The organism is Paracoccus luteus (assembly GCF_004522155.1).
GTDB lineage: Bacteria > Pseudomonadota > Alphaproteobacteria > Rhodobacterales > Rhodobacteraceae > Paracoccus > Paracoccus luteus.
The window spans coordinates 106,430-119,351 of record NZ_SDEA01000003.1; the positions used below are offsets into that span (position 1 = coordinate 106,430).

Consider the following 12,922-nt stretch of genomic DNA (forward strand, 5'->3'; position numbering starts at 1 on the left):
AGGGCCTCAGAACGCCTGCCCGGCCGCGATCGAGACATGCTCGGCGATCGGGCCAAGGGCCAGGACAGGAAGGAAGGTCAGCGCGCCGACGATCAGGATCGTGGCGACAAGCAGCAGGGTGAAGGCGGCGCCGTGGGTCGGGAAGGTGCCCGCCGTGGCGGGCGCGCGCGGCTTGGCCGCAAGGCCGCCCGCGATGGCCAGCACCGGGACGATGTAGCCCCAGCGGCCGATCAGCATCGCCAGCCCGATCATGGTGTTGTGCCAGGTCGTGTTGGCCCCGAAGCCCGCGAAGGCCGAGCCGTTGTTGGCCGTCCCCGAGGTATAGGCATAGATCAGTTCGGTCAGCCCGTGGGGGCCCGCGTCCTGCACCGCCGTCTGCGCGTTGCCGGTCAGGATCGACAGGGCCGACAGCACCAGCACGCCCAGCGGCATGACCAGCAGCGTCAGGGCCGCCAGCTTCATCTCGCGCGCCTCGATCTTCTTGCCCAGCCATTCGGGGGTGCGCCCCACCATCAGCCCGGCGATGAAGACCGTCAGCACCACATACAGCACCATGCCGTAGAAGCCCGCGCCGACGCCGCCATAGATGATCTCGCCCAGCAGCATGTTGAACAGCGGGATCATGCCGCCAAGCGCCATCAGGCTGTCATGCATCGCGTTCACCGCCCCGCAGGAGGCGACGGTGGTCGCCACCACGAACAGAACGGTCTGCGCCAGGCCGAAGCGCGTCTCCTTGCCCTCCATGCTGACGCCGGGTTCGGTCAGGCCCGCGTGCAGCGGGTTGCCCGAACCTTCGGTGAAATAGGCGGCCAGAAGGACGCCCACGAACATCACGCTCATCGCGGCGAAGATCGCCCAGCCCTGCCGGCGGTCGCCGACCATGCGGCCGAAGAAGAACGGGAAGGCCGCGGGGATGACCAGGATCGCGTAAATCTGCACCAGGTTCGTCAGCGCGGTCGCGTTCTCATAGGGATGCGAGGCATTGGCGTTGAAGAAGCCGCCGCCGTTGGTGCCCAGCATCTTGATCGCCGCCTGGGATGCGACCGGCCCCTGGGCGATGACCTGCTGCGCGCCTTCCAGCGTGGTGGCCGTCACGCCCGCCGCCAGCGTCTGCGGCATCCCCTGCCAGACCAGCACCAGCGTAATGAGGATCGCGCCGGGCAGCAGCAGATAAAGCGTGGCCCGCGTCAGATCGACCCAGAAGTTGCCCAGATCCGCGACCGAACGCGCGGCCAGGCCCCGCACCACCGCGACCGCCACCGCGATCCCCGTGGCGGCCGAGACGAAGTTCTGCACGGTCAGCCCGGCCATCTGGCTGAAATGGCTGACAGTGGTTTCGCCGCCATAGCTCTGCCAGTTGGTGTTGGTCATGAAGCTGACGGCGGTGTTGAAGGCCTGGGCCTCGCCCATCGCGCCGAAGCCCTGCGGGTTGAAGGGCAGGAACCCCTGCAGCCGCAGGATCAGATAGAGCAGCAGGAAGCCCGCTGCGTTGAAGGCCAGCACCGCCGCCGCATAGCCGGTCCAGCGCTGCCCCTGGCCGGTGACGCCTGCCGCGCGGTAAAGCGCCGCCTCGACGGGGGCGAGCCACCGGACCCTGCCGGTGAAGACTCGCGCCATGTAAGGACCGAGCGCCATTCCCATCAGGGTCAGCCCCGCCAGGAACAGCGCGAAGAAGATCAGATCCGCGGCCATGTCAGAACCGCTCCGGCGCGAGAAGCGCGAACAGGAAATAGACGAGCAGCACGGCCGCGAGGCCGCCGCCCAGGATAAGTTCGATGGTCATCGCGCCCTCACAGCCGGTCGGCGCCACGCACGGCGAGGCCGGCCAGCAGGAAAACCGCCAGCCCGCCCAGAATGAAAACAATGTCGGACAGCATCCCATGCTCCTTGGTTCGGATGGGCGGAGCATGGGCGGGGACCGCGTAAAGCGGCGATATGAAAGGCGGCCCGGGGCGTAAAGCGGGCGTAAAGGTCCGCGGGGCGAGCGGCGCAGGCCGCTGCCGGATGCGCCCCCTCGGCGGGGTGCCCCTTCGCGGGCTATGGCGCTATGCGCTGAACCTGTCGGATGGCATCTTCCGCGTTCGCTACCGCGACGGATGGGACAAGCCGCGACTGGTCGAGGCCGGCGAAGGTCCGTTCGAAATCACGATCCAGCCGTTCGCGACGGCAAATCTGTTCAAACGGGGCCACCGGATCAGGCTGGACATCTCGTCCTCGAACGTCCCCAAGTTCGACATCAATCCCGACACTGGCGAAGCCGAGGGAACCTCGCGCCGGTCGCGTGTGGCGACGAACACAGTTCATCTGGGCGCCGGCACGCACCTTGAATTGATGAGGATCGACTGACTTGCTGCACCACAGGGCTGAACAGCAGCCGGGGTCGAACAGGTCAGAAAGCTGCAGGCGCGCGTCTGTCCCACCGCCCTTCCCAGGCGGGGGGACAGCCAGTGACGACAGCAGGCGCAGGATTTGAGCCGGATACCGCGTCTGGCGCTAAATGCGCGGCTTGCGATAAGCGATGCAGTCGACCTCGACCTTGCAGTCGACGACCATCGAGGACTGCACGCAAGCACGGGCAGGCGGATTGTCCCTGAAGTAATCTTCAAAGACAGCATTGAAGCTCCAGAAATCGCGCGCATCGTCCAGCCACACGCCAACGCGCATGATGTCCTCGGGGCCGTAACCGGCGTCGCGGACGATCTGCAGCATGTTCTCGATGGCGATGCGGGACTGCTCGACGATGCCCTGGCCCACCACCTCGCCATCGCGCATCGGAGTCTGGCCGGAGACATACAACCAGCCGTCAGCTTCGGTGGCCTTGGCAAAGGGCAAGGCTTTTTGCCCCGAGCCCCGGCCGGTGCCGACGCCATGTCGGGTAATGGTCATGCTGATGTCCTTTCGATGTTGACAGGAAGGTTCAGGCCAGCTGAACAAGATGCCCGGGCGAGACCTCCTGGTAGCGCCGTTTCGGCGCCACATAGTCCAGCGGCCGGATGGGGCTGCGGGCCTCCTCGGAGGCCGGGGCGGGAATCCTGGTGCCGCGCCGGGCCGGGTCCGGGATCGGCACCGCCGAGATCAGACGGCGGGTATAAGGATGCCGGGGGTTGCCGAACACGGCGGCACGCGGCCCGATTTCGACGATCTCGCCGAAATACATGACGGCGACGCGGTGGCTGATGCGTTCGACCACGGACATGTCATGGCTGATGAACAGATAGGCCAGTCCTTTCTCAGCCTGCAGATCCATCAGCAGGTTCGAGACCTGTGCCTTGACCGAGACATCCAGGGCCGAAACCGCCTCGTCCGCGACGATCAGCTGCGGCTCCAACGCGAGCGCCCGCGCGATCGAAATGCGCTGCCGCTGCCCGCCGGAAAATTCATGCGGATAGCGGCTGACCATGTCGGGGGACAGCCCGACCTGTTCCAGCAGCTCCGTCACGCGGTCCCGTATGGCGCGCTTTTCCCGCACCCCATGCACCAGCATCGGCTCGGCTATGGCGCTGCCCACGGTGATGCGCGGGTTGAGAGAGGCGAAGGGGTCCTGGAAGATCATCTGCGCCGAACGCCTCAGCCCACGCAAGTCCCGCGCCTTCATATGCGCGATGTCGCGCCCCCCTATGCTGATGCTGCCGGCACTGGGGTCCTGCAGGCGCATGATCGCGCGTCCGGTGGTGGATTTTCCGCAGCCCGACTCACCGACAAGCGCCAATGTCTCGCCGGGCATGATGGAAAACGAGACATCCTCGACCGCATGCACCCGGCCGTGCGGCAGATTGAACCGGATCGACAGGTTCGAGACCTCGACCACCGGCGCCCCCGCTGCCCTGGCCGGGGGCATTTCCCTGCCTTCGCCGGGCACGCCCGTGGCAGGATCCACCTCGGGAAATCGGCGCGGGCCCCGGGACGCGCCCATCGTCCCCAGTTGCGGGATCGAAGCCAGCAACATCCGCGTGTAGGGCTTGGCAGGCTGGGCAAACAGCACATCCGTCGCGCCTGTTTCCACCATGTCGCCACGGAACATGACCACGGTGCGGTCAGCCACCTCTGCCACGACGCCCATGTCGTGCGTGATGAACAGGACCGCCATGTCCTGTTCGCGCTGCAGTTCACGGATCAGATGCAGGATCTCCGCCTGGATCGTCACGTCCAGGGCAGTTGTCGGCTCATCCGCGATCAGCAGCTTGGGACGGCAAGCCAGCGCCATCGCGATCATCACCCGCTGGCGCATTCCGCCGGAAAACTTGTGGGGATATTCATGCAGGCGGGATTTCGCGGCGGGGATGCGGACCCGGTCCATCAGGCGCAGGGCCTCGGCCTCGGCGGCGCTCCATGACAGATCCCTGTGCAGGACCAGCGCCTCGGCCAGCTGGTTGCCGATCGTGAACACCGGGTTCAGCGAGGTCATCGGTTCCTGGAAGATCATGCCGATCCGGCCGCCGCGGATGCTGCGCATCTCGGCTTCGCCCAGGGTCAGGAGATCACGACCCTCAAGCATGATGCGGCCTTCGACGCGCGCCCGGTCACGCGGCAGCAGCCGCATGGCGGACAGCGCCGTGACGCTTTTACCGGAACCGGATTCACCGACGATGGCCACGGTCTCGCCGATGTCCACATGGAAGCTGATGTCGCGGATCACCGGACGCCATCCCGCGGAGGTTCGGAACGACGTCGTCAGCTTCTCGACTTCCAGGACGGGGGATTGGCTGGTCCCGGCCTTCAGGACAGCGTGTTGCCGAGCGTTCATTCTAGCGTTCCTTCGACAGCCGGGGATCGGCCAGATCGCGCAGCCCGTCGCCCAGAAGCTGCAGCGACAGAACCGAAAACACGATGGCAAGACCGGGAAAGACCATCAGCCAGGGCGCGTTGTTGATGTATTCCCGCCCCGACGCCAGCATCGTCCCCCAGGTCGGCATGTCGGCTGAAACGCCGACGCCAAGAAAGGACAGGCTTGCCTCGGCCAGCATCGCCGAGGCGAAGACGAAGGTGGCCTGCACAAGGATCGGCGAGGCAAGGTTCAGCAGCACATGGCGCGTCAGAACCCGCCAAAGCGGCAGGCCGAGGGTCAGCGCGGCCTCGATATAGGGCATCTCGCGCAGAACAAGCGTCGATCCGCGCACGATCCGCGCCAGTCGCGGGGCATAGGTGATCCCCAGCGCGATGATGACCGTGATCAGGGACGGACCCAGTGCCGCGACCAGCGCGATCGCCAGCAGGATGTCGGGAAAGGACATCATGGCATCCAGCAGCCGCGAGATCGGCGTGTCGAGGCGCGGAAAGAAGCCCGCCGCCACGCCGAGGATCACCCCCAGCACCGTTGACAGCGCCACGACCCCCAGGCTGACCAGCAGCGAGATCCGCCCCGCATACATCGCCCGCGACAGGATATCGCGGCCGAATTCGTCGGTCCCGAACAGATGCGCGGCCGAGGGCGGCTGCAGCTTGTTCACGATCGACAGCTTGTTCGGGGCATGGGGCGCCAGCAGGGGCGCCAGGATGGCGGCCAGCAGGACGATGGCCAGGATCACCAGGCCGACGATCACGGCGCGGCTGCGCAGCAGCGGGCGCAGGCCCGAGAAGAGATTGAAAGGAGTCATATCCTCACCCGGGGATCGGCGGCGACGTACAGCATGTCGACGATGAAGTTGATCAGCACATAGATGGCCGCGACCACAAGAAGCGCGCCCTGGATCACCGGGTAATCCCGCCGCAACACCGCCGAGACGACAAGGTTGCCCACGCCCGGCAGGCCGAAGACGGTTTCCGTCACCACCGCGCCCGCGACCAGCATCGCCACCGACAGGCCGATGACGGTGATGATCGGCACCATGGCGTTGCGGAAGGCGTGCTTCAGCACCACGCGCCTTTCGGACGCACCCTTGGCGCGGGCGGTGCGGACATAGTCATCGCCCAGCACGTCCAGCATGGCGGCCCGGGTGAAACGGGTGATCAGCGCCGAATTGACAATCCCCAGCGTCACCGCCGGCAGGACCAGGTGAGTCAGCCGGTACAGGAAGGGGGTGTCCGGCCCCCCATAGCCCGAGGCCGGAAACCAGCCAAGCTGCACGGCGAAGACCTGGATCAGGATCAGCCCCAGCCAGAAGCTGGGCACGCTGGCCGCCACCATCGTCACCGTCACCACGAGCTGGTCGAAGCCGGAACCCCGTCGCACCGCGGACAGGATCCCGACCGGCAGCGCGATGACGGTGGCGATCAGGATCGAGAACAGCGTCAGGAAGAAGGTGGGCTCGGCGCGCGACAGCAGCGCCTGCCCGACCGACTGGTCCAGAAAGATCGACTGGCCCAGGTCACCGCGCAGCAGTCCGGCCATGAACTGCCCGTACTGCACGATCAGCGGCGCGTTGAGGCCCATCTTTTCGCGCAGCTGCGCGATGTCCTCGGGCGTCGCATCGCTGCCCAGCATCACTGCGGCCGGGTCGCCCGGCGTCACCCGGACGATGATGAAGACCAGCGTTGCCACGATCAGCAGCACAACAATCATGCCCATCAGGCGTCTGAGAAAGGCGCGGATGACCCGGTTCATTTCTGCTTACTCCTTGGGGGTGACGTTCCAGAAATGCGGCCAGTAGGTCGGCTCGTAGCCCCCCACCGACTTCGAGATCCCCGAGACGGCATTGAAGTTGCCGACCTTGAACAGCGGGGCGTCGTCATAGATCACGGTCTGGATGGCCTGCCACGCCGCGACCTTTTCCGCGTCCGAGGTCGCCGCCAGATAGGCATCCACCGCCTGCGTCTTCTGGTCCGAGACATACCAGCCCGGATAGCTGTCGGTGATGGTGTTGATCGTGCTGGGATCGCCGGGGAAGTTCGAATGGGTGATGAAGATGTCCCACTGCGCGGGATCGCCGCGCCGCTGGGTCAGCGTCGCCCAGTCCACCACCTGCAGGTCGGTCTTGAAGCCCGCGGCCTCCAGATAGGCCTTGGCGACCTCGGCGATCTTGTAGTGGAACTCGTACTGGCGGCTGGTCAGGATGCGCAGCGGCGTGCCGTCATAGCCGGCGGATTCCAGCAGCTTCGCGGCGCCTTCAGGATCGCCCGTGCCATAGCGCGCGACCCCCGCCTCGGTGTGCCAGGGATAGCCTTCCGGGAACAGCGAGGCATCGACGCTGAAGAACTCCTCGCTGCCGAAGGCCGCCAGCATCATGTCCTGGGGGTTCAGCGCCAGTTGCACGGCGTGCCGCAGATCCTTGTTGGTCAGCAGCCCTTCCTTCATGTTCATGTTCATGGACACCCAGCCGGTGTTCTCGAAGATGACCGGGGTTGCGGTGTCGCTGGACTTCACGCGCTCGTAGGCGCTGACCGGCAGGGAATCCGCGTAATCGAACTGGCCCGCGATCAGCCCCTCGACGCGGGTGTTGGCGTCGGGAACGGGGACAAAGCGGATCTCGCCGGCGACGGCCTCGCGCTTGCCGGCATAGTTGCTGATCTCGCCTTCGGGCGATTGATAGCCGTCAAAGCGGACAAGCTGCGTGTATTGATCCGGCTTGCGCTCCTTCAGGGCATAGGGACCGGTGCCCACGAACTCGGTCAGCTCGTCCGCGACCTTTTCCGAGGGCAGGATGACCGCCGCCTGCGAGATCGTCGCCAGAAGCGGCGAATAGCGCGATTTCAGCTTGAACACGACGGCGTTCGGCCCGTCCGCCGTCAGGCTTTCGACGACCTCGGCCACCTGCTTGCCCTTCGAGTTGACGGCCATCCAGCGTTCCAGCGAGGCGACCACGTCGGCGCTGTCGAAATCGCTGCCGTCGTGGAACTTCACCCCTTCGCGCAGCGGGATGCGGACGGTCAGGCCGTCTTCCGACACTTCGGGCATCGCCGCCGCCAGAAGCGGAACCGAACGCCACGCCGCGTCATAGGTGAACAGCGTCTCGAAGATGTGCTGGCCGATGGTCAGCACGATGTCCGTGGGCGTCTGCATCGCGTCCAGGGTGGGCGGCTCGCCAATGGTGGCGACGGTCAGGATGCCGTCGCCGGCCTGCGCCATGCCGGCCATGAGCGCCAGGCAGCTGGTCAGAAGAAGCGTGTCTTTCATGTCTGTTTTCCTGTTGTTGCGGCCGCTTGCGGGCCTTTTTGATGTGCCGCCCGGGGCCGGACGGCGGTTTTTCAGCCGTCCAGTCCCAAGGGATCGGGAACCCGCGGCCAAAGATCGTGACTGGCCTTTTGATAGGGCGTCGTCGCGGGGTCGGTGGGATACGAGGTCGGCGCCGAGACATAGACGATCTCGGACGCGACCGGGGCAAAGCCCGCCTGGAAGTGATTGGTCGATTTCACCAGAAGGTAATCCTTGGCCGCGAAGTCGATGCCGAGGCTGCTGAAGATGTCCGGCTCGTAGGTCTGGGTGCGGCTGGTGATCAGGATGATGTCCAGTTCCGTCCCCAGGACACGCACGACCGCCGCCCGTCCCAGCGTGACGCGGCTGTTGCGAAAGCTTTGCCAGCCCTCGTCCACGGCCCGCATGACCCTGATGCGCAGGTCTAGGGGCTCGCCGCCCTCGGCGCAGGACTTTCCGCCGATCCGCAGGTCAAGTTCGGCCCCCTCTCCGGCGGCATGGGCGAAGCTGACCGCGACCGGATCCCAGACCGTCGCCACGCCCGCATTGGTCTGGCCCCGTTCGATCATCCGGCGAAGGACATGGGTGGCATCGCCCGCCACGCCGCCGCCCGGATTGTCCCACACGTCGGCAATCACCACCGGCCGGTCCGGGTGCCGGCGGCGGACCGCCCCTGCCCGGTCCAGCCCTGCCTCGGTATCCAGCATCGGCATCGCGGTCTGGCGCCGCAGGCGGTATAGCTCGTGCCCCAGCTGGCGGGCCAGTGCCGCGCCCTTTTCGGGATCGTTGTCGGTCACAACCACGATGCGCGTGCCCATTTCGGGGACGTCGCCCGCCATGAAGCCGTGGATGACCGAAACCGACAGCACCCCGTCCCGCCCCTGCAATGCCGCGATGCGGTCCACAAAGCCGCGCATCGGCGCCTGGCTGGTCGGATAGATGGTGATCATCCGGCAATCGAAGGAGGAGATGACCGGACGGATTTCACCCCGGATCGCGCTCAGCGCCAGATCCACGACATGGGCGCCGCGTTCCTCGAAGTCGGTGTGGGGGAACTCAAGAAAGGCCGCCATCAGGTCCAGTTGGCGCAGGCGCTTTGCCGTCAGGTGGCTGTGGGGGTCGAACTCGGCCGCGATCAGCACGCCGGGGCCGCACAAGGCCCGGATGCGTTCCAGCAGATCGCCCTCGGGGTCGTCATACCCTTGCGCCACCATCGCGCCATGCAGGCCAAGCACGACGCCATCGACCGGAAGCGCGGCGGCAAGCTGGCCAAGGATCTCGTCGCGCAAGCGTTCATACGTCGCACGCTGGATCAGGCCGGCAGGTTCTGCCCAGCACGACGTGCCCTCGATCACGGTGAAGCCCTCGGCGCGGCCGCGCCGGCGCAGGATCGGCACCACCGATGAACACAGCGTCGGGGTTTCGGGGTGCTGGCCGGGCGGGGCATAGAAGGCGGCGTGGAACGCGTCCAGATCGGTCGGCACCGGCGAGAAGGTGTTGGTCTCGGTGGCCAGGGATGCGGTGAAGATCCTCATGCGAGGTTCCCGGCGTCGCCTGGGATGCGGAAGCGGCGGATGCTGACCATGAACACGACCGTAATTGATTTTCATCATTTACGCAGAGTCGGGCAAATCCGTCAACAAACATCACGTCACTCGGGGCTGCAGGAAACTTATTTTCATGCAAGCGAAAATACCCTCTGCTCAGTTTCATCGCGCCGAGGGTGACGTTGCGTTTTCCCAAACACCCCCGCCCAAGCCGGATGAAAAAAAGAGGTGAAAAGGCGGCGGATTTTCACCCCCGCGCCTTTCCAATCCCGGCCCGCGGCAGGGGCGCGCGCTTTCACCAGACGGTGCCGCGCGCGTCCACCGCTTCGACTCGGGTGACGATCCCGTTGCGATGAAACACCATCCGGTCGAACAGGTTGGTCACGACGCAGGTATGATTCGGCACGATCCGCACCTGCGCGCCCACGTCGGGAAACTGCGCATCATCGGCAAGCTCGACGACGGCATGTTCCTCGGACAGGGCCGTGATGCGCGCGCCTGCATGGCCCTCGATGCGGCCGTGATCCGCAAAGCCCAGCAGATCCGAGCTCAGGGATTTCGATCCCGAATCCAGCACGGCCCGTCCGGGCGCCGGCCGCGACACCACCGTCGCCAGGATGTGCATGGCCATGTCGTCCGGGCCGCAATGGCCGGCGCGTTCCAGGCTGCGATCGTTGTAGATGTAGGTTCCCGACCGATGCTCGGTGGCCGAGGGCACCTCGTGCGCCCGGAACAGATCGGGCGAGCCGCCGTTCGAGCGGACGGGACAGGGAATGGCCCGCGCCTGAAGCTGCCGCATGGCGCCGGCAAAGAACGCCTCTACCTGTGCAGCGCCGCCGACCGGCGGATATGTCATCAGCCCCATGAAGCGCAGCCCCGGGGCCGCGTCGATCGGCTCTGCCAGCTCGACGGCCGCCTCGGGCGTCTGCACCCCGCAGCGTTTCGCGCCGGTGTCGCATTCGACCAGCACCCGCAGCGGGCGATCGGGGCCGAAGGTCGCGGCCAGGCCCGCAACCACGGTGGCATTGTCGGCGGTCACGGCAAGTGCCGGGATCCGGTCGTTCAGCGCCTTGAGCCGCGCCAGCTTGTCCGCGCCAAGAATGTTGTAGGTGATCAGGATGTCGCCGATCCCCGCATCGGCAAATGCCTCGGCTTCCGAGATCTTCTGGCAGTTGATCCCCGTCGCCCCCGCGGCAAGCTGCTGCCGGGCCATCGCCACCAGCTTGTGCGTCTTGATGTGGGGCCGGAAGGACTTTCCATGCCGATCGAAATACTCCTGTGCGCGGGCGATGTTCCGGGACAGGCGGTCTTCATCGATGACCGGCATCGGCGTCGGCACCTGGGACAGCGGCGTGCCGGGCTCGGGCCACGGATAGGACATGGTGTTCTCCTTGGGATGTTACTGAGTTTCATATTTTCGCATGAATTCCTCGATGTTGTACCACAGAGCCTTGACCCGACCAGCCTTCATGTAATAATTTTTCCTCCATTGGATCGGAATGGCCATGCTCGACCTTTACCATGCCCTTGCAGACGAGGAGCGCCGCCTGTCCGGTCATGATCGAAAGCTGGCGCAGATCGTGCTGGATGACGTGGATTTTGCCATCCATTCCACGATCGGCGAACTGGCGTTGCGGGCGGCGGTGTCGCCGCCGACGGTGACGCGGTTCTGCCGGCGCATCGGTTGTGCGGGGTTTTCCGACTTCAAGTTGCAACTGGCCAGGATGAACTATGTCGGCCTGCGCTATCTGCGTCCCGAAGTGCCCACCACAAGCGCGGCGGAAGTGGCGCAAGACATCGTCGGCAAGGCGCAGAACGCGTTGTTCCAGCTGCACCAGCAGCTTGACCTTGCGGCGCTTGAGCGGGCGGCGCAGGCTTTGCGGGCGGCGGATTTCATCCTTGCCTTCGGGTCGGGCGGCAATTCGTCCATGATCTCGCATGAACTGCACAACCGGCTGTTCAGGTTGGGTTGCCGCATCCACAGCTCGAACGACCGGAGCATGGATCTGATGCTGTCGGCGGCGGTGACGCCCGGCACGGTGACGGTGGTTTCCTCGATGACCGGACTTGATGCCGACCTGGTGCGCTGCCTTGAATTGATGCGCCAGCAGAAGGTGCCGACCATCGCCCTGACGCAGAGCGGCTCGCCAGTGGCATCGGCGGCCGATATTCCCATTGCCATTGATCTGCCCGAAGGCCGGAACATCTTCCGCCCGACATCGACCCGCTATGCCTTTCTGGCGGCAATCGACATTCTGGCCAATCTGGTCGCCTATGCGGACCGCCAGCGCGCCACGGTGTTCCTGCGCCGCATCAAGGAGGAACTGGTGCGCAGCCGCGACGGCGACGACCGTCAGCTTCTGGGCGACTGATGCGCCGCCCTTCACCGGGCTTGTCCGGCAAACCGCTGCTCCTGCTGTCGTGAGCTACGGGCAGGCACGCCCGATGCGATGATCTGCAAGACGCTGTTGCACCCTGCAGACCAAGGGGCGTTTCGACCCCCAAGACGGGTGGCTGGATATGCGGCTGGCGGCGTTTCCGCCTTGTCGTGCTGTATTCGGGCCGAACCTCGGCCCACACGAGGCAGGCTGCTTCGGGGTGATCGGCTGGCGCAGGGCGCGTGAAGGGCAGAAAGCCGGCATCCGGATCAGGCCCCGCATGTGCGACGGCATTCGGCTGGCGAGGTCAGACGCATCACCCTCGGGGTTTCATCCCCGGGCTTCGCGATCCCCGGCGGCGTCCTTGTCCGTTTCAAGAAAGCCCGAATGTCCCTGCCGCAGCCCCGGGGCCGGGGGTCCGGGCTCTTTCTCCATGGCATCGGCGAATTTGCGCATGAGGCGCAGCAATTCGCCGACGTCATGCGCCTCCCAATCCGCGAAGATGGCACGGACGATCCTTTCGCGCGCGGTATCGATCCTGCCGGTCATTGCCTTGCCCGATGGCGTGACCACGGCTTCGTTCACGCGGCGGTCGGTGGCGCTCTGCCTGCGCTCCACCAGGCCAAGGCTCTCCAGCCTGCCGATCTGGCGGCTGACCGTGGTGTAGTCGCGGCCCACGCCTGCCGCCAGTTCCACCGTGCCGATCGGCCCCAGTCGCTCGACAGCCACAAGCAGCGGAAAAAGGGCGCCGTCCAACGAGATGCCGGCCTCGCGCACCAGCGCCTCGTCACGCTGTGGCCGGTTCATCAGGCCGACGATGTCGATCAGGGCGCGGTGGATCTCGCGAACCTGCTGCCTGGATATGTGTGCATCATGCACGTTTTTTGTTGACGTCATGCCGGCCTCCATTTATGTGCATCATACACATA

12 protein-coding genes are annotated in these 12,922 nt (G+C 65.7%); 2 read left to right on the top strand and 10 right to left on the bottom strand.

Translation table 11 applies throughout. From position 1 onward, the window contains the following. Positions 1 to 6 precede the first annotated feature (6 nt). Both kdpA and EPA64_RS05420 read right to left on the bottom strand, forming a co-directional pair. Positions 7 to 1,692, bottom strand: a complete 1,686-nt coding sequence (kdpA, locus tag EPA64_RS05415) for a potassium-transporting ATPase subunit KdpA (RefSeq protein ID WP_134725233.1) — start codon at positions 1,690 to 1,692, stop codon at positions 7 to 9. Between the two features lies 1 nt (position 1,693). Further along, positions 1,694 to 1,783 (bottom strand): potassium-transporting ATPase subunit F, encoded by a 90-nt coding sequence (locus tag EPA64_RS05420; protein ID WP_134725234.1) that lies wholly within the window; start codon positions 1,781 to 1,783, stop codon positions 1,694 to 1,696. A gap of 152 nt (positions 1,784 to 1,935) precedes the next feature. Between EPA64_RS05420 and EPA64_RS05425 the strand changes: the two genes are divergently transcribed. Further along, positions 1,936 to 2,346 carry a CocE/NonD family hydrolase C-terminal non-catalytic domain-containing protein gene (locus tag EPA64_RS05425; RefSeq protein WP_134725235.1) on the top strand — a complete coding sequence of 137 codons (411 nt, stop codon included), beginning with the start codon at positions 1,936 to 1,938 and terminating at the stop codon, positions 2,344 to 2,346. A gap of 147 nt (positions 2,347 to 2,493) precedes the next feature. On the opposite strand, the gene EPA64_RS05430 is transcribed toward EPA64_RS05425, so the two are convergent. The 7 genes from EPA64_RS05430 to EPA64_RS05460 all read right to left on the bottom strand — a co-directional run bounded on the left by EPA64_RS05430 (position 2,494) and on the right by EPA64_RS05460 (position 10,996). Next, entirely contained in the window at positions 2,494 to 2,886 is a 393-nt protein-coding gene (locus EPA64_RS05430) for a RidA family protein (protein WP_134725236.1), read from the bottom strand. A 31-nt stretch (positions 2,887 to 2,917) separates the two neighbouring features. Then, the gene (locus EPA64_RS05435; protein ID WP_134725237.1) at positions 2,918 to 4,744 is read right to left on the bottom strand and encodes an ABC transporter ATP-binding protein; all 1,827 of its coding nucleotides are present in this window, start codon (positions 4,742 to 4,744) and stop codon (positions 2,918 to 2,920) included. Between the two features lies 1 nt (position 4,745). Further along, positions 4,746 to 5,594, bottom strand: coding sequence for an ABC transporter permease (locus EPA64_RS05440; protein ID WP_134725238.1), 849 nt, complete (start codon positions 5,592 to 5,594; stop codon positions 4,746 to 4,748). Next, positions 5,591 to 6,541 (bottom strand): ABC transporter permease, encoded by a 951-nt coding sequence (locus EPA64_RS05445; RefSeq protein WP_134725239.1) that lies wholly within the window; start codon positions 6,539 to 6,541, stop codon positions 5,591 to 5,593. Before EPA64_RS05445 ends, EPA64_RS05440 begins: the two co-directional genes overlap by 4 nt. A 6-nt stretch (positions 6,542 to 6,547) precedes the next feature. Continuing rightward, on the bottom strand, positions 6,548 to 8,050 hold the full coding sequence (locus tag EPA64_RS05450; protein WP_134725240.1) for an ABC transporter substrate-binding protein: 1,503 nt from the start codon (positions 8,048 to 8,050) through the stop codon (positions 6,548 to 6,550). Between the two features lie 71 nt (positions 8,051 to 8,121). Further along, the gene (locus EPA64_RS05455) at positions 8,122 to 9,603 is read right to left on the bottom strand and encodes a M81 family metallopeptidase (RefSeq protein WP_134725241.1); all 1,482 of its coding nucleotides are present in this window, start codon (positions 9,601 to 9,603) and stop codon (positions 8,122 to 8,124) included. A 307-nt stretch (positions 9,604 to 9,910) separates the two neighbouring features. Beyond that, entirely contained in the window at positions 9,911 to 10,996 is a 1,086-nt protein-coding gene (locus tag EPA64_RS05460; RefSeq protein WP_134725242.1) for a D-TA family PLP-dependent enzyme, read from the bottom strand. A 118-nt stretch (positions 10,997 to 11,114) separates the two neighbouring features. Between EPA64_RS05460 and EPA64_RS05465 the strand changes: the two genes are divergently transcribed. Beyond that, positions 11,115 to 11,987: a MurR/RpiR family transcriptional regulator gene (locus EPA64_RS05465; protein WP_246026621.1), complete on the top strand. Its 873-nt coding sequence runs from the start codon at positions 11,115 to 11,117 to the stop codon at positions 11,985 to 11,987. Between the two features lie 336 nt (positions 11,988 to 12,323). Here the strand turns inward: EPA64_RS05465 and EPA64_RS05470 are convergent, their stop codons facing one another. Continuing rightward, on the bottom strand, positions 12,324 to 12,890 hold the full coding sequence (locus EPA64_RS05470) for a MarR family winged helix-turn-helix transcriptional regulator (RefSeq protein ID WP_134725243.1): 567 nt from the start codon (positions 12,888 to 12,890) through the stop codon (positions 12,324 to 12,326). Positions 12,891 to 12,922: the final 32 nt, after the last annotated feature.